Here is a 20,354-nt window from a genome sequence, read left to right as displayed (position 1 = left end):
CTTAGCGTGGCTTAACCCGACACAGGGCCTGCGCCCCTGCCCGTAATGTTGCCTCATCTTTTGCAAAAGAGAGGCGGATCAGTTTGTTATCCGTGCCGTCGGTATAAAACGCCGACAGCGGAATGGTGGCGACGCCGCATTCAACGATCAGCCGCTTTACCAGCTCGCTGTCACTTTCATCGCTGAACCCGCTGTAATCCGCCAGCAAGAAGAACGAGCCGGCGCCCGGCAGCACGCGAAACGGGGAGTCGTCGAGCAGCGTTTGCAGCATATCGCGCTTACGCTGATAAAACGCCGCCAGCGAGAGCCAGGTTTGCGGATCGTTCATATGTTCGGCAAAGGCATACTGCATCGGCGTGTCGGCAGAAAACATCATGAACTGATGCACTTTGACGATCTCATCCATCAGCGCGGCGGGTGCAATACAGTAACCAACGCGCCAGCCGGTAACGTGATAGGTTTTGCCAAACGAGGAAATAATCACGCTGCGCTCGGCCAGCTGCGGATGCGTCGCCATACCGTGATGTTTCTGCCCGTCGAAGACTACATGTTCGTACACTTCATCCGACAGGATCACAATATCGGTATTGCGCGTCAGGCGCACCAGCTGCTCAATATCGTGACGGGAGAACACTTGCCCGCTGGGGTTATGCGGCGTGTTGACGATGATCATCCGCGTGCGCGGCGTGATGGCGGCGCTGACTTCGTCCCAGTCGACGGCGAATTCCGGCACCGTCAGCTTGATCGCCACCGGCGTCGCGCCCTGCAAGCGCACAATGGGCGCGTAGCTGTCAAAGGACGGCTCAAAGTAAATCACTTCATCGCCCGGATGCACCAGCCCGCTGATGGCCGAGTACAGCCCTTCGCTGGCGCTGGCGGTGATCAGCACTTCGTTATCCACGTCATACTGCGTGCCGTAGAGATCCTGCACCTTTTCGACGATGCGTTCCTTCAACGGCCGCAGGCCGGTCATGGCGGCGTACTGATTATGTCCGGCCTGCATGGCGCGGGTGACGCCTGCGATCAGTCCGGCATCACACATAAAGTTGGGCGCGCCCTGAGAAAGGTTTATGGCGTTATGTTCAGCGGAGAGCTGTCCAATCACGGTAAAAATGGTGGTGCCCACATCAGGAAGTTTTGAGCGGGTCTGCACCGGCGTACGCAAAGTCATTGTCGTTCCTTTCTCAGCAAAATTGCATAACCATTCAAACCAAAAGTCGATTGAGGCGACAACCGAATTGTTGTCATAATAGCCATGACAAAATTGCATACCTGGAGCCACCATGCTGCGCCGTTCCCTGCCCCTTAACGCTATTGACGCCTTTCTGGTGACCGCCCGGCATCTGAATCTGACGCACGCCGCCAAAGAACTGTGCCTGACCCAGGGCGCGGTGAGCCGAAAAATCGCCGCCCTGGAGCAGTGGTTTGGCTTCCCGCTGTTTGAGCGGCATGCGCGAGGATTACGCCTGACGCCCCAGGGCAGCGCTCTGCTGCCGGAGTTACAGGCGGCATTTGAACATCTGGCGTCGGTGGCCGAGCAGGCACGCCAGCAGCAGACGGTCGTGCGCCTGAAAGCGCCTACCTGCGCCATGCGCTGGCTGGTGCCGCGTTTATTAAGACTGGAGCGGGAAAACCCGGATTTGCAGGTGTCGCTTACCACCACCAGCGATCACACGGTCAATTTCAAAACCGAGCCGTATGACGCGGCCATTGTGTTTGGTACGCAGTTGAGCGCCGGGGATCTGTTGTTTGAAGAGGCGCTGACGCCGGTGATCGGCGGGCAATGTGATAATAACAGCGCACCGGAGCAGCTGACGTTCCTGCATCCCACGCGGGATAAAACCGACTGGTCGTTGTGGCTGTCCAGCCAGACGCAGATCGCCCCTGCCATGAAAAAAAATCAACACTTTGACACCATGGATCTGGCGATCAGCGCGGCGATCCAGGGCTTTGGTATCGCCATCGCCGATGAAACCCTGGTCGCCGAGGATCTGCGAGCCGGACGCCTGCGCCGCCCGTTCTCCCACAGCGTGAAAACCGGCGCCAGTTACCGGCTGGTCCTGCGCGCGTCGCCTGATAAAGCCGCCGGGCTGGCTGTCTTTCGCGAGACCCTGCTGGCGGCTTCTCCAGCCTCTACAGCAGTCCTTTCTGTTTAAAGGTAATGCGGGTGGCTTCGTTCAGATCCAACGCTTTCAGCGCGTCCGCTGACGCCCACATCACCTCTTCAAATTCTTCATTAAAGGTGATGTCGCGGTTGGCGCTTATGCAGTCGAAAATCAGGTAGATCATGTAAATCTCTTCGCTGGTGCCATCCGGGTAGGTTTTAGTGCGCACATCATCGCGAAATGCCCAGGGCTGAATATCCGTAATCGTAAGGCGTTCGCCTAACTCCTCCCTGATTTCACGCCTGAGGGCGATTTCCATCGTTTCTCCAGGCTCCATGCCGCCCCCCGGTAACGCCCATTGTCCGGGGAAAACGCCCCGATCGGCCGCCATCTTGCACAGCAGATACTCGCCGTTATTTTGGATCACCGGACATACAATTACTCGCTGGCGCATTTTATTTCCTTAATATCAATGATTTCTGCACCATTTTATCCATTAAGCCGTCCTTTTTATGCGACCAGAAGCCGATCTTTATCGATGCGTTTAAATCCCTACTCCAGACTAACGTGCTGGTGCATCACGCGTTTAAACAGCTCCATGCGCGCACGCATAAAGCGGTTCACCAGCTTAAATCCGGCATATTTATTCAGCCCGATGCGTAACAGGCGGTCTTTGCCGCGCACGCTGGCCTGCCAGCGCACCGGGCCATGCAGTACCGTGCAGCTCAGGCTGGCGTGACGGGCAAAGTTAACCCAGTAATCGGCCACCTGCGCGGCAAATTTCAGGTCGTTTTCTGTCACGTAATCGCGGGACGGTAAAATCTCGCCAAGGGTATCGAACACATAGGGCACGTCGTTGCCGTGCCAGGCGCCGTGCGGATAGGTGTCGTGCTCGGCTTCGGCCACATAATCGAACCAGTAGCGCCAGCACGGCTGACCGAGGCGCTGCTGCGCCTGCATCACCACGAATCCCATCGTGGTAAACGCCATATCGCGACACACCTGGCGGCCCAGCTCGCTGTCGCCTTTGACGCCGGGATAGAGCAGTCTGATAAGCCCAAGTCCGAAGCGCTCCTGACGGCGCAGCTTGCGGATCTCATCCGCCGGATCGACGTCAAACACTGTCATCACGCTGGCTTCGTCGCTGTTCGAGCCGATCATAATCGGCATGGGATGCTGCCTGGCATTAAAAAACGCTTCCAGCATTGGCTCCGGCAACACCGCGTCGCCGACAATCGGCACTGGTGCCACATTATGCGGCGCGGCCAGCGGCCACAGCGCTTCTGGCGGAATAGCACGCAGCTGTTCCGCCGTGGCATCCGCCAGCCCCAGATGTTCCGCCAGCGCTTTGCCCTTCGCCAGCGCGGTACGGCGCGGCGTATCGGGCAGCGCATAGCCACTCTGAATAATGGCTTTGTGGAACAGATCTTTTGCCAGCGGCGACACCAGCAGCGATAACGCGCTGCGTGCGCCCGCAGATTCACCGAACAGGGTGACGTTTTGCGCATCGCCACCAAATGCATGAATGTTCTCTTTCACCCAGCGCAGGGCGGCGATTTGATCGAGCAGCGCGAAGTTATACACCCGCTCGCCCGCCTCTTCTTCCAGCGCCGGATGCGCAAAAAAGCCCAGATGGCCGAGGCGGTAATTAAGGGTAACGATCACCACATCCCGTCTCGCCAGCGCGCTGCCGTTATACGGCGGCAGACCACCCGCGCCGATGGTGAAGCCCCCCCCGTGCAGCCAGACCATTACCGGTAATGGCTCGCGACGTACCGCAGGCGACCAGATATTGAGATACAGACAATCTTCCGAGAACTCGCCCGGATCGCCGCCCCCCAGCGCGCGGCAGTATTCGCTGCTCTGCCAGCTGGAAGACGAAAAGGTGTCGGCAACATAGGGCGTTTGCCAGGCGCTCAGCGGCTGCGGTGCACGCCAGCGGCGGTCGCCCACCGGCGGCGCAGCATAGGGAATGCCCCGCCAGACGTGCAGTCCGTTTTCCGCGAGGCCAATAATCGATCCGAGGCGGGTGTCCGCCACCGGTGTGGAGGGATTTTCCATACGCGCATTCCTCTTGCTATTCAGTCCATCAGCGTAGCGGGTTTACAGCAGACCGCAACGCTGTTTACTGCGATCCTCCGCCGCCTGATAAAGACTAAATTCATCCAGCACCGCACAGCCGAGCGCCTGTTCGAAGGCTTCCCGGCTGGCATTACCGTGACGCCGCTGCTGGGTGTCATTTCCCAGATTCGACTGGAAAATGCCCGCCGCGCTGACCGGCAGAAAGTCTTCATAAATAATGGGCTGGGCGGTGATCCAGCCGCGCTCGATCAGCGGCTGCGGATCGTCACCAGGACGGATCGCCTGGCGATGCGCTTCGCCGGTGGGCGTCAGACGATAGCGGAAATAAGCCAGCCCCTGATGGCGCAGCAGCATTTCGCTGTCCGGGAAGGCTTTAAACACCGCCTGGAGATGTAGCTGGTGATTAAGATTGTCTTTGCCGGTGCCCGCTTCCGCCAGCAGACGATCGTAAAGCGCGCGGCCTTTTGGCGTCAGTGCCACGCCGCGCTGCTCGATTTCGCCAAAGCGCGCAGAGTGCGTCCCCTGCTCTTCGCCGGCAAACAGCACCGGCTCTTCCAGCGCCTTGAAGCTGGTCTGACGCAGCAGCAGCGGCACATCCCGGCGCGGCGGTCCTTCAATCAGCACTTTCGGTTCGATGCCGTATTCCGGCATCAGCGACTGCACATGATCAATATCCAGCGTGCGCGGCGTTAAATGGTTGATATGGCAGCCGGGGAAGCACACCACATCGGCGATCAGCCGGTGCTCATTGTGCAGCGCGTGATAGGTGGCGTGATCGACAGTGGCATGCTGATGCCAGCGGAAGGTTTCCAGCGCCTCACGCACAAATTCGCGGGCTTCGGCGGCGGTGAATTCCCCCTGCTGTTCATGACGTTCGATCAGCGCCAGGCAGCGCGGGGTAAAGATGTTGCGCGTGGCGAGGATCGCCGCCGCCCGCTCGCGCAGGTCAGGATTTTCGATTAAATCGAGGCGCAGCAGCGAGGTAAACACGCGAAACGGATTTTTCAGCAGCGCCGCGTCGTCTACGGGGCGAAACGCGGTGGAGTGTACCGGCACCCCGGCCTGAGAGAGATCGTAATAGCTGACCGGGTACATGCCCATAATGGCGAACATTCGGCGCAGCGTCGCCAGCTCCGACGCCCTGCCGACGCGGATCGCGCCGTGGCGTTCAACGTTGAGGCGTGCCAGTTCATCGGCGTTCGCCAGCTGTTCATGCAGGCGCGGATTCTGCTCCAGTACCGCCAGGTTGACATCGGCCACCAGTTCCAGCAGCGTGCCGTACTGCGGAACTTCTTGCTGATACATCGCCGACATGGCCTGCGAAAAGTCTTCCCGAATGTCATCTGCCGTGATGTTGCTTGCCATATTGTCATGCCTCTGGTTGATATATCTGGAGTGTAGAAAAGGCGGCAAGGCCATGCGGGAAGAATTTAGAAAGTGTGATCCTGGCCTGCCCCCGGCTCGTTCGTCACTCCGCTTACATAACGAAAGATTATATTCCGCCTCTCTTGCCTTCCCGCCAGCCAGGCAACGCCAGCTCCCGCTTTGCGCAATAAGCAGTTGTAAGTCAAATAGATTAAATGTTAATAATATTTTGCTAGCAGGTTATCAATATTCAACAACTTCTCTTGTCAGCGGGCACGCTCTGTTTTTAACATTACTTATGGAAAAAAATGGTCTTTTCAGTCAGCGCATTCGTCTGCGCCATCTTCATACCTTTGTCGCCGTCGCTCAGCAGGGAACCCTGGGGCGTGCGGCTGAAACCCTTAACTTAAGCCAGCCGGCGTTATCAAAAACGCTCAACGAACTGGAGCAGCTCACCGGCACACGGTTGTTCGATCGTGGACGCATGGGCGCGCAGTTGACGCTGGTCGGCGAACAGTTTCTCAGCCACGCGGTGCGCGTGCTGGAAGCGGTAAACTCCGCCGGACAATCTCTGACCCGTAAAGAAGGGATGAAATCGGATGTGGTGCGCATCGGCGCGCTGCCTACTGCCGCGCTGGGGATCCTGCCGACGGTGATCGGCGAGTTTCACCCTCATCTGCCGGACATCACTATTCAGGTTGGCACCATGAATAACCCGATGCTGCTGGCGGGATTAAAAACCGGCGAGCTGGATATTGGTATCGGGCGCATGTCCGATCCAGAGCTGATGAGCGGGCTGAACTACGAGCTGCTGTTCCTCGAATCGCTGAAACTGGTGGTGCGCCCGCGTCATCCGCTGTTGCAGGACACCGTGACCTTAAGCCGTGTGCTCTCCTGGCCGGTGGTGGTCGCTCCGGAAGGTACGGCCCCGCGCCAGCACACCGAAGCGCTGCTCGCCACCCAGGGCTGCACGCTGCCGACCGGCTGCATCGAAACGCTCTCCGCCTCCCTCTCCCGCCAGTTAACGGTGGAATATGATTACGTGTGGTTCGTGCCGTCCGGCGCGGTGAAGGACGATCTGCGTCAGGGGGCGCTGGTCGCCCTGCCGGTGCCAACGCACGGCGCGGGTGAACCCATCGGTATCATTACCCGCATTGACGCCACGCTCTCTGCCGGTGCGCAAACGCTGCTCAGCGCCATTCGTAAATCGATGCCGGAGTAATACCGGCGTTCTTCCTGTTGCGCAACTTATGAAGTTTTCGTTAATTGTGTGATAATAGAAAGTTGTTGATTAAGGGTTGCTGTTAAGCACATTACACTTATTCTTCAGCAACCCGCTGTCAGGAAGAACCGATGAAATTCAAAACCGCCATAAAACCCTACCACGCTGCTGCCGGTGGTCTGGGCTCCCTTGAAGCCACCACCCGCTTCGTGATGGACAGCAAAAATGCCCTCAGCAATATGCGCAACCTGCTGCGCATGAACAAGGCCCGCGGTTTTGACTGTCCCGGCTGCGCCTGGGGCGACGACAATAAAAGCACCTTCAGTTTCTGCGAAAACGGCGCGAAAGCCGTGACCTGGGAAGCGACACGCCGTGAAGTTGACGCCGCGTTTTTTTCGCAACACAGCGTCAGCGCCCTCAATGCCCAGAGCGACTATTTTCTGGAATACCAGGGTCGCCTGACCGAGCCGCTGAGTTACAACCCTGAAAACGATCGCTATGAACCGATAAGCTGGGAAGATGCCTGGGCGCTGATTGCACAGCATCTGCACGCCATGGCGCACCCGGATCAACTGGAACTTTATACCTCCGGGCGTGCCAGCAACGAAGCGTCTTATCTCTATCAGCTGTTTGGCCGTATGCTCGGCACCAATAATTTTCCTGACTGCTCCAATATGTGCCATGAGGCCAGCGGTGCCGGGCTGAAACGCAGTATTGGCGTCGGCAAGGGCACCATCCATCTCGATGACTTTGCCCACGCGAATGCGATTTTCGTCTTCGGGCAAAACCCTGGCACCAATCATCCGCGTATGCTGCACAGCCTGCGCCACGCCGCCGATCACGGCGCGCAAATCGTCACCTTTAATACCCTGCGCGAGCGCGGTCTTGAGCGTTTTGCCGATCCGCAAAAACCGCTGGAGCTGGTGACGCCGAAAGCCGGCACCATCAGTTCCGCCTACTATCAGCCGAATCTTGGCGGCGATATGGCGGCGGTCCGTGGCATGGCGAAAGCGTTGCTGGAAACGCAGCGCCAGCGCCTCGTCGCAGGCCAGCCGGGCATTTTTGACGAAGCCTTTATCAATGAGCACACCCACGGCATTGATGCGTGGTTTGCGCAAATCGATGCCACCTCGTGGGACACCATTACGCAACAGTCGGGGCTGACAGAACAGCAACTGCGCGAGGCCGCCGCGGTATGGCAGAACGCCGAGCGGGTGATCTGCACCTGGGCGATGGGCATCACTCAGCATAAACACTCGCTGGTCACGGTGCGGGAAATCACCAACCTGCAACTGCTCGGCGGTCATCTTGGCAAGCCCGGCGCGGGTTTATGCCCGGTGCGCGGTCACAGTAACGTGCAGGGCAACCGCACCATGGGCATTGACGAGAAGCCGCCCGCCGCACTGCTCGATAGCCTGGCGCGTCATTTTGATTTTGAACCGCCGCGCAAGCCAGGCCACCATACGGTGGAAGCCATCGAAGCGATGCTGCGCTACGAGGTGAAAGTCTTGATCGCTCTCGGCGGTAATCTGGCCGCTGCGGCCCCGGACACGCCGCGCGTCCATGAAGCATTGCGCCGGTGCGGGCTGACGGTTTATATCAGCACCAAGCTTAACCGCAGTCATCTGATGCCGGGTAAAGCCTCGCTGATCCTGCCGACGCTGGGCCGCACCGAAGAGGATCTGCAGGCCAGTGGCCGTCAGTTTATTACCGTGGAGGATTCCTTCAGCATGGTGCATGCCTCTGAAGGTATCGGCAAACCGCTCAGCGCCTTGCAACGTTCAGAAACGGCGATTGTGGCGAACATTGCCCACGCTACGCTCGGGGATGAGAAGCTGAACTGGCTGGCATTAGCCGATGATTATTCGCTGATCCGCGACCACATCGCCGCCACGCTGCCGGGCTTTGAGAGCTTCAACGCCCGCTGTGATGAACCCGGCGGTTTCTGGCTGGGTAATGCCGCCGCCGCCCTGAAATTCAGCACGCCGTCAGGCAAAGCGGAATTCAGTGCCGCGCCGCTGCCGGTTTCCATCTGCCCGGAGGTGGACGCGCCCTTTGTGCTGCAAACGCTGCGTTCCCACGACCAGTACAACACCACCATTTACGGGCTGGACGATCGCTATCGCGGCGTTTATGGCCAGCGTGATGTGCTGTTTATGCATCCCGAGGATATTGCGGCCCTTGGGCTACAGGATGGTGATCGGGTGGATATTACCACCGCGTCCCTTGATGGCATTTTGCGTCAGGTGGAGAATTTCCGCCTGGTGTCTTATGACATCCCGCGCGGTAATCTGGCGGCTTATTACCCGGAAACCAACCCGCTGGTGCCGCTGACCCGTTTTGGTGACGGGACCGGTACGCCGACCTCGAAATCGATCCCGGTGTCCGTGACGCCCGCGCAGCCGCGTCCGTCGTTGCGTATTGCCTGATCCTCCTGCCCTGCCCGGCGGCGCACGCTTGCCGGGCCTGTACCCATCGCCTGAACGTCCCTTCCATCCTTGCCAAATAATGCTGATTTTATTTTTAACAATTGCGTAAAACAATTTAACAGTTTTATCATGTCGCGCATTCACCATATGGTTCATAAATTTCTTAAATGGTGAGTAAAACCCCCATATTTCAGCTTTATTAAGCGATTTAATTATCCGTATGGTTCGTGATGGCCAGCGGGTTGGTGTGTTCAGGAGAAGGTTATGTTAACAAGCAACAGGCCGCGCGGGAGGGTTCGTTTCCTGCAGTGGTTACTTGCCGGGTTGATGATCGTTATCGGTCTGGCGATTGGTATTCCCGGCATTAAGCTCGTCACGCTGGGCGGCAGTGCTTACTTCCTGGTGATGGGCGCGGTGATGCTTATCGCCGCCGTGCTGATCATCAGAACGCGCAGTAGCGGGATCTTGCTGTATGCGCTGGCATTTATCGCGTCCATTATCTGGGCGATCAGCGATGCGGGCTGGGAATTCTGGCCGCTGTTTTCGCGTCTGTTCACCTTCGGCGTGCTGGCGTTTCTCGCCGCGATCCTCTGGCCTTTCCTGCGCGCGGCGCAAACGGCACAGCCAGTCAATAAAAAACCCGCCTTTGGCGTGGCGGCCGTGCTGGCGCTGGTGCTGCTGGTCAGCGCAGGCTGGATGTTTAAGCCGCAGACGCTGGTCAGCGCCAGCGAAGACGTGCCGGTACAGCCGGTCGCGCCCGGTGAGCAGCAAAAAGACTGGAAGCACTGGGGGAATACCACCCACGGCGACCGTTTTGCCGCGCTGGATCAAATCAACAAGCAGAACGTTAACAATCTGAAAGTGGCCTGGGTGGCCCATACCGGCGATATTCCGCAGAGCAACGGCTCCGGCGCGGAAGATCAAAATACGCCGCTACAGATTGGCGACACGCTGTTCGTCTGTACGCCCTACAGCAAAGTGCTGGCGCTGGACGTGGATACCGGTAAAGAAAAATGGCGTTACGACAGTAAAGCCACCGCGCCTAACTGGCAGCGCTGCCGCGGTTTAGGCTATTACGAAGAGACGCAGGCGCAGAGTGCACCGACGCAAAGCCCGCAGGTTGCCGCCTGCCCGCGTCGTCTGTTCCTGCCGACCACCGACGCGCGTCTGGTGGTGATCAACGCCGATAACGGCCAGCTGTGTGATGATTTTGGCGATCATGGCGTCGTTGATCTCAGCATCGGCATGGGCGAAATCAAACCGGGTTACTACCAGCAGACCTCCACGCCACTGGTGGCGGGCGATGTGGTGGTGGTCGGTGGTCGCGTGGCGGATAACTTCTCCACCGGCGAACCGCCGGGTGTGGTACGTGCATACGACGTGCATAGCGGGAAACTGGCATGGGCATGGGATCCGGGCAACCCGGCGCTGACTGGCCTGCCGCAGGAAGGCCAGACCTATACGCGCGGTACGCCGAACGTCTGGTCGGCGATGTCTTATGACGCAAAACTCAACCTGATTTATCTGCCGACCGGCAACGCCACCCCGGATTTCTGGGCGGGCCAGCGTACGGCGCTCGACGATAAATACAGCTCGTCAATTGTTGCGGTAGAGGCCACCACCGGCAAGGTGCGCTGGCATTATCAGACCACTCACCACGATCTGTGGGACTTTGACCTGCCGTCGCAACCCTTACTTTACGATCTGCCGGACGGTAAAGGCGGCGCCACGCCGGTGCTGGTGCAGACCAGCAAACAGGGCATGATCTTTATGCTCAACCGCGAAACCGGTGAGCCGGTGGCGAAAGTGGAAGAGCGACCGGTGCCTGCGGGTAACGTGGAAGGTGAACGTTACTCCCCGACGCAGCCCTATTCCGTTGGTATGCCGATGATCGGCAATCAGACGCTGACCGAAGCGGATATGTGGGGCGCCACGCCTGTCGATCTGCTGCTGTGCCGTATCGAGTTTAAGGCGATGCGTCACCAGGGCGTCTTTACCCCGCCGGGTCTGGATCGCTCGCTGCAATTCCCCGGCTCGCTGGGTGGCATGAACTGGGGCAGCGTGTCGGTCGATCCGCACAATAGCCTGATGTTTGTTAACGATATGCGTCTGGGACTGGCGAACTACATGGTGCCGCGCGCCAATGTGGCGAAAAACGCCAGCGGTATCGAGATGGGGATTGTGCCGATGGACGGTACGCCGTTTGGCGCGATGCGCGAACGTTTCCTGTCGCCGCTCGGCATTCCGTGTCAGAAACCGCCGTTTGGTACGATGTCTGCGGTGGATCTGAAATCCGGCAAGCTGGTGTGGCAGGTGCCGGTAGGCACCGTGAAAGATACCGGTCCACTGGGTATTCGGATGCATCTGCCGATCCCGATCGGTATGCCGACGCTGGGCGCCTCGCTGGCGACGCAGTCTGGCTTGCTGTTCTTTGCGGGTACTCAGGATTTTTATCTGCGCGCCTTTGATACGGCGACCGGGAAAGAAATCTGGAAGGATCGTCTGCCGGTTGGCAGCCAGTCTGGGCCGATGACCTATGTGTCACCGAAAACCGGTAAGCAGTACATTGTGATTAATGCGGGCGGTGCGCGTCAGTCACCGGATCGCGGCGACTACATTATTGCTTACGCGTTGCCGTAATCGTCGCCCCTCACCCTAACCCTCTCCCCTGGGAGAGGGAACGCCAGCATTCTCCCTGGGGAGAGGGCCGGGGTGAGGGGAAATTCACACTATCAGAACGTTTCCCAGTTATCGTTATTCGCCATCGCCGGGCGCGTTGTTGCCAGCGGCGCGACGGGGGCGGCTTTCTCCACGCGAGTCGGTGCAGCTTTTTGCAGGCGGAATGCGCCCACAGCCTGGGTCAGACGCGCGGCCTGCTCTTCCAGTGATGCTGCGGCAGCCGAGGCTTCTTCCACCAGCGAGGCGTTCTGCTGGGTTACGTTGTCCATTTCAGTGATCGCCTGACTGACCTGCTCAATCCCTTTGCTCTGCTCATCTGACGCGGCAGCGATTTCCAGCATAATATCGGTTACCCGTTTTACCGCGTCCACAATATCGCCCATGGTGTCACCGGCGGCGACCACTTCACTTGAACCCCGCTCGATCAGCGAGACGGATTCACTGATCAGCCCCTCGATCTCTTTTGCTGCATTCGCACTACGGCTTGCCAGCGTACGCACTTCGCTTGCCACCACCGCAAAACCACGGCCCTGCTCACCGGCACGCGCGGCTTCAACCGCTGCGTTCAGTGCCAGAATATTGGTCTGGAATGCAATACTGTTGATGACCGCCGTGATCTCGGAGATTTTCTTCGAACTGCTGGAAATGTTGCCCATGGTTTTCACCACGCCGGAAACAATCTGCCCGCCTTTGCTGGCTTTACCAGAGGCGTCACCGGCCAGTTTGCTGGCGTGGTGCGCGTTGTCGGCGTTCTGTTTCACGGTTGCGGTCAGTTGTTCCATGCTGGCGGCGGTCTGCTCGATGGCGGCAGCCTGCTGCTCAGTACGGGATGAGAGATCGGTGTTGCCCATAGAGATCTCGCTGGTGCCACGATAAATCTCTTCGGCCCCTTCACGCACGGTGCCTACGGTCTGCACCAGCGAATGCTGCATTTTTTGCAGATGGCGGGTTAGTAAGCCAATCTCACTGCGACCGGTAGGTTCATCCTCCAGCGTCAGATCGCCCGCGGCGATGTGCTCAATACGATTGGCGGCGCGTTGCAGCGGCTGGATCACCGTACGACGCAGCACCACAAAGGTAATCAGGGTCAAAATCAGGGCGATGATAAAAGCCGCGCCCATAAACACCAGGCCGAGCTGGGTGCGTTGATGCGCCAGATCGCTCAGCGCGTTAGCGCGATCGGTACGGATCTTAATCGCCTTCATCAGCACGTCGTTGTAGGCGCTGTCGAGTTGACGGGCCTGTTCGCTTTCATGGTTGATGATGGCTTCAAACATGCCGTTTTTGGCATATTTCAGCATCGGCTGCATACCATTAATGTAGGCGGTAAAGCGGGTGTTCAGTTCGCCATCCAGCGCTTCATCAGCAGGGGTTTTCACACTGCGATTCTGGTAAAAGGCAAAGCCCTCCTGGGACTGCTTGATGCGCTTTTCGGCTTCCTGGATGTTGTATTTCATATCATCCATTTCCGCGATACGGCTCGCCGCACCGGCATGGATCATGTTAATACGCGCGGTTCGTAAATGGTTGGAGCTGTTGGATAATCCCATGCGGATCTGAATTTCTTCCGTCACGTCGCGCTGATCGCCATCAGCCTGAATCAGAAAATAGCCCGCCAGCCCTGCACTCAATGCAAACAGCACGAGGATGCCGCTGAGAATTGAAGAAAACAGAGGAACTAACCGTATGTGATGTAAAAAACCTACGGTTTGCGGTTTGTGCATCGCTGCTGTGTTGTCCATGCTATCGACTCTCTTATAGGAAGGTGCGTTATACACGCCTGTAAAATAGTCATCGGCAATCCGGGAATTTCCCTTATGCCTAAAAGCGCTAGCTGGCTCACAGATTCAGACATTGCCCCCTAAAGAAATGCTCAAGAGGGAAAGTGCCGGCGGCAGAACCGCCGGCAGAGGCATTAGTTATCGCCGAAATGGATAACGGTGCGGATAGATTTGCCTTCGTGCATCAGGTCAAAAGCGTCGTTGATCTGATCAAGAGGTAAACGGTGGGTAATAAACGGATCGAGCTGGATTTTGCCGCTCATCGCGTCTTCCACCATGCCCGGCAGCTGCGTGCGGCCCTTCACGCCACCAAAGGCGGAACCGCGCCAGACGCGCCCTGTCACCAGCTGGAACGGACGGGTTTTGATTTCCTGACCGGCACCGGCTACGCCGATGATCACGCTTTCGCCCCAGCCCTTGTGGCAGCACTCCAGCGCCGCACGCATCACGTCCACGTTACCGATACATTCGAAGCTGTAATCAACACCGCCGTCGGTCATCTCAACGATCACGTCCTGAACCGGCTTGTCGTAATCTTTCGGGTTAACGAAATCGGTCGCGCCCATTTCACGCGCCAGTTTGAATTTCTCCGGGTTGGTATCTACCGCCAGAATGCGCCCGGCTTTTGCCTGCACCGCGCCCTGGATCACCGCCAGACCAATGCCGCCGAGGCCAAACACCGCTACAGTGTCGCCCTCTTTGACTTTTGCGGTGTTATGCACCGCGCCGATACCAGTGGTGACGCCGCAGCCGAGCAGACAAACTTTATCCAGCGGCGCTTGCGGGTTCACTTTCGCCAGCGAAATTTCCGCCACCACGGTGTATTCGCTGAAGGTGCTGGTGCCCATGTAGTGATAAATCGGCTCGCCGTTGTACGAGAAACGGGTGGTGCCATCCGGCATCAGACCTTTACCCTGCGTGGCGCGTACGGCCTGGCAGAGGTTGGTTTTACCGGATTTACAGAACTTACACTCGCGACATTCGGCGGTGTAGAGCGGAATAACATGATCGCCAGGTTGCAGGCTGGTCACGCCCTCGCCCACTTCCACGACCACGCCGCCGCCTTCATGACCGAGTACCGCCGGGAAGACGCCTTCCGGATCTTCACCGGACAACGTAAATGCATCGGTGTGGCAGACACCGGTATGAGTGATTTTTACCAGCACTTCGCCCTTCTTCGGCGGTGCGACGTCGATCTCAACAATTTTCAGAGGCTGACCTGGCCCGAATGCTACTGCAGCACGTGATTTCATCGTGTCTCTTCCCTTCTGTTCTTTGAACGGTAATAGTTATTTTAGATAAGAGCGCAAAAGATGGCCGACTTCGGCCATCCGGGCTGCACGTTGATCCGGTGATGTTTCACCGCTGACCAGCTCATCTTTGAGGTGAATTTCGACCATCTCGCCCATCAGGCCATTGGCCGCGCCACGGACGGCGGCGATTTGTTGCAAAATAGCAAGGCAAGGCTCGCCAGCTTCCAGCGCACGCTCCAGCGCGTCAACCTGCCCGCGAATACGGCGCACGCGGGTTAACACGCGTTTTTTGTCTTCGGGTGAATGCGGCATACATTCTCCTTCGTATACTGTAGGGGGGTATAGTAACCTTACATAAACATTCATGTAAACAATATATGCTTATACTGTTTTCTGCTCTGCCGGGTACCGCCATTAAAAAACCCGCCGTAGCGGGTTTTTATGAATCACCGATGTGAATGAGGAACGCTATTGCGGTTTTATCCGCTGGCCGGCGGCATCAGTCACCTCTTCACCATCTTCTTTGGCGAACGCGCCTTTCTGAGGCGTTGGCAGAATTTCCAGCACCTCTTCTGATGGGCGGCACAGCCGGGTTCCCAGGGGCGTCACCACAATCGGACGATTGATCAGCACAGGATGTTGCAGCATAAATTCGATTAACTGCTCATCGCTAAGATGGTCATCCGCCAGACCAAGTTGCTCATAAGGCGCGACGTTCTTACGCAGCAGTGCCCGCACGGAAATCCCCATATCGTGAATAAGTTTCACCAGCTCGTCGTGGGACGGGGGCGTGTCGAGATAATAAATGATGTCAGGTTCATGACCGCTGTTGCGGATCATCTCCAGCGTATTACGCGAGGTGCCACAGGCTGGATTGTGATAGATAGTAATGTTGCTCATGGTGGTATCTCTTTACAAAGTGACAGAGAGCCGCAATGCCAGCGCGGCCAGAGTGATAAACAGCACCGGCAGGGTCATGATGACGCCGATGCGGAAGTAATATCCCCAGGTGATGGTAAACGACTTTTAATCTCTTAGCAGTCTTCCATCGCGAAAGCCTGATTGAAAAAACCCGCCGAAGCGGGTTTTGTATGCGGGTGCGCTGAGGAGGCTAAACGCGAAAAGCGTGGCGGGGATCGCTCCCCGCCGTTGCTCTTAACGTGGTTCAACTTCGTAGGCTAAATACGCTGTAAGCTCTGTGTTTCCTTTTCGGATATGCAGCTCGCAGAGCGTGCCGCGCACCATCCAGACAAAGATCAAAAGGGTGATACAAATCACCATCAGACAATACATAGAGCTCCTGCGCATGAAACCTCCTGATTGATTTATCACAATTAAGAGGCTAATCTTCTGTTGTTCAGGCATTGGATTGGCCTCATTCGATTTATAGTCGAGTGGGGCTTTTCTCTTTCTGCCCGGTGTACTTAAAGCAGAAAGCCTCAAGCACCCGCCAGCCATACTACGCAACTGATTTTTATAAACCAGTTCAGTTACATACACATTCCCTTGACGAATAAATCACCAGCGCAAACCCGGATTCAGCAGTCCCAGCCCAGCTGGGTGCGAATAGCCTGTCGATAAGGTGTTTCGAATTCTGCCGGTACTCTGCTGAGATAATCCTGCGCGTGTTGACGTTTTTCTCCCTCCAGCGTACGCAGATAATCCAGCGCGTCTTTTACGCAGGGAATGCGCCCTTCAAAGCCATGAATGCGCGGCGGCAGCGCCGTCCAGATCACCGCATCCAGCGCTTTTTCCGCCGCCCATTGCGCCAACGGACCGGCGGGCGTTCGGTTCAACACCATCACACCGACGCCATCATCACGGGAGACGGGGATCTGCTCGCGTTCGCGCAGCGCGGCAACGGCATGATGGAGCGTATCGGCGTTCAGCAATGCCCAGAAAGCCCGGGAAAGCGGCGCATTCACGCACAAAGCCGTGGCAAGCTCACCGCCATCGCCGACGCGGGAAAATTCTATGGGTAGTGCAGGCCCCTCTTTGTACCATTCACTTGCCAGCGGCAATGCCTCTGGCTTCCAGATTAACGATCCCCAGCCAAGACAGGCAATTTTCACGTTCCTTTCCCCTGTTGTTTTTGTCGCTACGATCAGGTTGTTAAGCTTAGGAGCTACAGGGGAAAGTGCCATGTTGCTACCGTTTCAGCGGCAGCCCCGCCGTTTCTTTCGCCCGCATCACCGTGAGGAAAGTGATCAGCGCGGCGCCCATCACATAAAAGGCGGGCGAGAACGGATTGCCTGTTGAGGTAATAAGCCACACCGAGAACCACGGCGTGATACCGCCGAAAAATGCCACCGCAAAGTTATAGGCAATGGACAAGCCGCCGTAGCGGATGCGGGTCGGGAACAGTTCAGCCATCGCCGCGCTGCACGCGCCGTCAAAGGCGGCGATAAACGCGCCCAGCATCAGCATCGCCAGTACCGCCGACAGCATATTGCCGTTCGCCATCACCATCATTGCCGGATAGCTAAACAGAATGAACCCGCCGCAGCCCGCCAGCATCAGCGGCTTACGGCCATATTTATCCGACAGCAGCCCCATAAACGGCACCAGAATAGCAATGCCGAACAGGCCAATGGTGGTAATGGCGTAAGCATCAAGTTTCGAAAAGTGCATTTGCGTGGCGAGGTAGCTCGGCATAAAGGTTTGCAGCGTCCAGTGCCCTACCGCCTTGATCACCACAAAGCCGACGCAGAACAGCAGCGCGCCCCAGGCAGTTTTCACCGCCGTCCGCAGCGGCGCGGCCTCTTTTTTACCGAGCTTCGCCATTGCCAGAAATTCCGGTGAGTCTTCAAGATGTTTACGGAGATAAAGTCCGACCCAGCCCAGCGGTCCGGCGATCAAAAACGGAATACGCCAGCCCCAGTCGCTCATCGCGCCTTCGCCCAGCAGCGCGGTCAACAGGAAAACCAGCCCGGAACCGGCGACAAAGGCCATAAAGCCGAAGTTGTCGATCCAGCAGGTAAAGTAACCGCGTCGGGCGTCGGGGGCATATTCCGCCAGAAACGTCGTCGCCCCGGAGCTTTCGCCCCCGGCGGCGAAGCCCTGCACCAGACGCGTGATCACCAGCAGCACCGTGGCGGTAATACCAATCTGATGATAAGTGGGCAGTAACCCCATCACAAAGGTGGCACCGGAGGTGAGCAAAATCACCGTGGCGAGGATTTTTTGTCTGCCGACGCGATCGCCCAGCGAGCCGAAATAAAGGCCGCCCAGTGGACGCATAATAAATCCCGCGCCGAATACGGCGAAGGAGGATAACAGCGCCACGCTGGGATCGCCGGACTGGAAAAACTGTAAGCCGATGATCGCCGCCAGCGTGCCGTACAGGCCAAAATCAAACCATTCGACAAAATGGCCGACGCCGGTGGCGAGTAAAACTTTGCGTAATTTTCGTGCTGCCACGCTGTGTTCCTGGGGCGCTGCACGGTCAAGCGACTGCTGAACAGGCTGAGTCATACCCTTTCCATCCTTCACAGTGTTTCTATAATAGATATACTATCTATACGCTGTGATGATAATTCGCCCACTACAGCCGTTTTAAAATGTGATGCATAACGAACAAAAACGGTGGAAAACCCGCCAGGATCACATTTTTTTCCGTGCTGAATATAAAAAACCCCGCCGGAGCGGGGCCTGTGAATGCCGGATTAGCGGCGTCTGCCTGGCAGCATGCGCACCAGCGTATTGTCTTTCCAGAAGTAATGGTGCATCAGCGCCGCAGCGGCGTGCAGGCCGATGACGTAGTAACCGAGGGTTGCCAGCGTCACATGGTAGTCCTTGAGCATATCCACCAGGTCGAAATCGGCTTCGGCGGCATGTGGCATCACGATACCGAAGGCGATCCAGTTGTTGCCACGGAACCACATCATCAGCAGACCGATGACGGGTAACGCGATAAACAGCAGGTAGATCACCAGATGACCAAGATGCGCCATACCGGTCAGCATCGCTCTGGGCTTTGGCACGATAGCCGGTGACGGCGTTTTCAGCCGCAGCACCAGACGGGTTATCATCAGCACCAGGATGGAGATGCCGCAGGAAACATGGACGATATTAAAATATGGCCGGTAGCTGCGCGGCGCGAAACCACGGAATTCCATGGCGCAATACGCAGTGACGACCAATAAAAAAACCAGCCAGTGGATGGCAATCTGCCATCCTGAATAGGTGCTGCGCATGATACTTTCCTGAAACAAAACAGTAAGAAGGCAAACATACCCGGCTTCTTGCAAAAATTCATCCGTTTTTCGGTTCAAAACTGACGTGCAAATCACCAGGGAGAATGGCGTGAAAACCCTCAGTAATGCGTACCTGCTTCAACTTATGGAAGAGGCGTCAACGCGCGCCACTACCTTTACCGTCTGGCCACAGGGTGACGCCCCCGGCGCACGCACCAGCCCGGCGGTATTCCGCCTTGAAGAACAACATACCGGCCCCTCCGCCTTTGATCGTTCCGTCACCGGTGTGCGTGCACCGACGATCACGGTTTATGCCCCGGATAACCCCAATGGCATCGGCATTCTGGTCACGCCCGGCGGATCTTATCGCCGCGTGGTACTGGATAAAGAAGGCAGCGCGCTGGCCCCCTTCTTTACTGCCCGCGGGTATACGCTGTTTGTGATGACCTATCGCCTGCCGGGTGACGGTCACGACGAAGGCGCAAACGCCCCGCTGGCGGATGTGCAACGGGCGATGCGCCTGCTACGCGCCCGCGCCGCCGAATGGCATCTGGATGCGGATAAACTCGGCGTGATGGGCTTTTCAGCGGGGGGACATGCCGCCGCGAGCCTCGGCACCCGTTATGACGAAGCGGTGTATGCGCCCGTTGATGAGGTGGATTCGCTACACGCCCGCCCGGCCTTTATGGCGCTGGTTTATCCGGTGATCACCATGCATGCGGATATTGATCATCCCGGCTCGCGGCATGAGCTGATCGGTGATACGCCGACGGCAGCGCAAATTACGCACTATTCGCTGGAAGATCGCGTCAGCGCTGACACGCCCCCGACATTTTTACTCCATGCGGTGGACGATCCGGCGGTCAAAGTGGAAAACAGCGTGGTGCTGTTCAGCGCCCTACGACGGCTGGGGATCCCGGTGGAAATGCATCTGTTTGAGCAGGGGCAGCACGGCTTTGGGATCCGCGATGCGCAGGGATTGCCGGTCGCCGTGTGGCCGGAATTAATGATGGCGTGGATTGAATCGAAATTCCCCTCACCCTGACCCTCTCCCAAGGGAGAGGGAACCGTACAGTAGAACCCACTCAGCCCACGGTAGAACTCCCTCTCCCCGCGGTGTACAGTCCGGGGACATGGTAGACAGGTGTTCGGGGACATGGTGAACACTTTTTAACATCCTTTACCCATGGTGATCGACTTTTTCTTCAGGTCGATCACCCCCACTTTCGTGCTGTACCACCA

18 protein-coding genes and 1 pseudogene are annotated in these 20,354 nt (G+C 57.5%); 5 read left to right on the top strand and 14 right to left on the bottom strand.

Annotation, left to right across the window (positions count from 1 at the left end; genetic code table 11):
* Position 1: 1 nt before the first annotated feature.
* Positions 2-1,171 (bottom strand): pyridoxal phosphate-dependent aminotransferase, encoded by a 1,170-nt coding sequence (locus tag KW828_RS20815; protein ID WP_218338152.1) that lies wholly within the window; start codon positions 1,169-1,171, stop codon positions 2-4.
* 112 nt (positions 1,172-1,283) lie between these two features.
* On the opposite strand from KW828_RS20815, the gene KW828_RS20810 reads away from it, so the two are divergent.
* Positions 1,284-2,156 carry a LysR family transcriptional regulator gene (locus KW828_RS20810; RefSeq protein ID WP_218338151.1) on the top strand — a complete coding sequence of 291 codons (873 nt, stop codon included), beginning with the start codon at positions 1,284-1,286 and terminating at the stop codon, positions 2,154-2,156.
* Here the strand turns inward: KW828_RS20810 and nudI are convergent.
* The 3 genes from nudI to KW828_RS20795 all read right to left on the bottom strand — a co-directional run bounded on the left by nudI (position 2,134) and on the right by KW828_RS20795 (position 5,552).
* Complete coding sequence (gene nudI, locus KW828_RS20805; protein ID WP_218338150.1) at positions 2,134-2,559, bottom strand: nucleoside triphosphatase NudI; 426 nt, start codon at positions 2,557-2,559, stop codon at positions 2,134-2,136. The two genes, KW828_RS20810 and nudI, sit on opposite strands and share 23 nt — an antisense overlap.
* A gap of 98 nt (positions 2,560-2,657) precedes the next feature.
* Positions 2,658-4,166 carry a carboxylesterase/lipase family protein gene (locus KW828_RS20800; RefSeq protein WP_218338149.1) on the bottom strand — a complete coding sequence of 503 codons (1,509 nt, stop codon included), beginning with the start codon at positions 4,164-4,166 and terminating at the stop codon, positions 2,658-2,660.
* Positions 4,167-4,208: 42 nt separating this feature from the next.
* Entirely contained in the window at positions 4,209-5,552 is a 1,344-nt protein-coding gene (locus KW828_RS20795; protein ID WP_218338148.1) for a VOC family protein, read from the bottom strand.
* A 298-nt stretch (positions 5,553-5,850) separates the two neighbouring features.
* Between KW828_RS20795 and KW828_RS20790 the strand changes: the two genes are divergently transcribed.
* The 3 genes from KW828_RS20790 to KW828_RS20780 all read left to right on the top strand — a co-directional run bounded on the left by KW828_RS20790 (position 5,851) and on the right by KW828_RS20780 (position 11,843).
* The gene (locus KW828_RS20790) at positions 5,851-6,774 is read left to right on the top strand and encodes a LysR substrate-binding domain-containing protein (protein ID WP_218338147.1); all 924 of its coding nucleotides are present in this window, start codon (positions 5,851-5,853) and stop codon (positions 6,772-6,774) included.
* A gap of 131 nt (positions 6,775-6,905) precedes the next feature.
* Positions 6,906-9,203, top strand: a complete 2,298-nt coding sequence (locus KW828_RS20785; RefSeq protein ID WP_218338146.1) for an FdhF/YdeP family oxidoreductase — start codon at positions 6,906-6,908, stop codon at positions 9,201-9,203.
* Between the two features lie 264 nt (positions 9,204-9,467).
* Positions 9,468-11,843, top strand: a complete 2,376-nt coding sequence (locus KW828_RS20780; RefSeq protein WP_218338145.1) for a membrane-bound PQQ-dependent dehydrogenase, glucose/quinate/shikimate family — start codon at positions 9,468-9,470, stop codon at positions 11,841-11,843.
* Positions 11,844-11,935: 92 nt separating this feature from the next.
* On the opposite strand, the gene KW828_RS20775 is transcribed toward KW828_RS20780, so the two are convergent.
* The 9 genes and pseudogenes from KW828_RS20775 to cybB form a co-directional block, all read right to left on the bottom strand.
* Positions 11,936-13,624: a methyl-accepting chemotaxis protein gene (locus KW828_RS20775; RefSeq protein ID WP_218338144.1), complete on the bottom strand. Its 1,689-nt coding sequence runs from the start codon at positions 13,622-13,624 to the stop codon at positions 11,936-11,938.
* 173 nt (positions 13,625-13,797) lie between these two features.
* Positions 13,798-14,916: an S-(hydroxymethyl)glutathione dehydrogenase/class III alcohol dehydrogenase gene (locus tag KW828_RS20770; RefSeq protein WP_218338143.1), complete on the bottom strand. Its 1,119-nt coding sequence runs from the start codon at positions 14,914-14,916 to the stop codon at positions 13,798-13,800.
* Positions 14,917-14,952: 36 nt separating this feature from the next.
* A complete protein-coding gene (locus tag KW828_RS20765) occupies positions 14,953-15,228 on the bottom strand; it encodes a metal/formaldehyde-sensitive transcriptional repressor (protein ID WP_218338142.1) in 276 nt (91 codons plus the stop codon).
* A 156-nt stretch (positions 15,229-15,384) separates the two neighbouring features.
* Entirely contained in the window at positions 15,385-15,816 is a 432-nt protein-coding gene (gene arsC / locus KW828_RS20760; protein WP_218338141.1) for a glutaredoxin-dependent arsenate reductase, read from the bottom strand.
* A gap of 12 nt (positions 15,817-15,828) precedes the next feature.
* Positions 15,829-15,942: pseudogene (locus tag KW828_RS22065) on the bottom strand (ArsB/NhaD family transporter); the annotation flags it as partial.
* Between the two features lie 129 nt (positions 15,943-16,071).
* Entirely contained in the window at positions 16,072-16,197 is a 126-nt protein-coding gene (locus KW828_RS20755) for a Hok/Gef family protein (protein ID WP_371316142.1), read from the bottom strand.
* 257 nt (positions 16,198-16,454) lie between these two features.
* Positions 16,455-16,988, bottom strand: a complete 534-nt coding sequence (locus tag KW828_RS20750) for a hypothetical protein (protein WP_218338140.1) — start codon at positions 16,986-16,988, stop codon at positions 16,455-16,457.
* 76 nt (positions 16,989-17,064) lie between these two features.
* Entirely contained in the window at positions 17,065-18,390 is a 1,326-nt protein-coding gene (locus KW828_RS20745; protein ID WP_218338139.1) for an MFS transporter, read from the bottom strand.
* Positions 18,391-18,581: 191 nt separating this feature from the next.
* Positions 18,582-19,112 (bottom strand): cytochrome b561, encoded by a 531-nt coding sequence (gene cybB / locus KW828_RS20740; protein ID WP_218338138.1) that lies wholly within the window; start codon positions 19,110-19,112, stop codon positions 18,582-18,584.
* 145 nt (positions 19,113-19,257) lie between these two features.
* Here cybB and KW828_RS20735 point away from each other — a divergent pair, with 145 nt between their 5' ends.
* On the top strand, positions 19,258-20,157 hold the full coding sequence (locus tag KW828_RS20735; protein WP_218338162.1) for an alpha/beta hydrolase: 900 nt from the start codon (positions 19,258-19,260) through the stop codon (positions 20,155-20,157).
* Positions 20,158-20,282: 125 nt separating this feature from the next.
* On the opposite strand, the gene KW828_RS22010 is transcribed toward KW828_RS20735, so the two are convergent.
* Positions 20,283-20,354: hypothetical protein (locus KW828_RS22010; RefSeq protein WP_225614602.1), on the bottom strand; the 72-nt coding region annotated here is incomplete at its 5' end.

The sequence above is a fragment of the Enterobacter sp. ENT03 genome (assembly GCF_019218745.1).
Classification (GTDB): domain Bacteria; phylum Pseudomonadota; class Gammaproteobacteria; order Enterobacterales; family Enterobacteriaceae; genus Enterobacter_D.
Note: the sequence above shows the minus strand (reverse complement) of the source record. Positions and strands in the feature narration are given on the sequence as shown.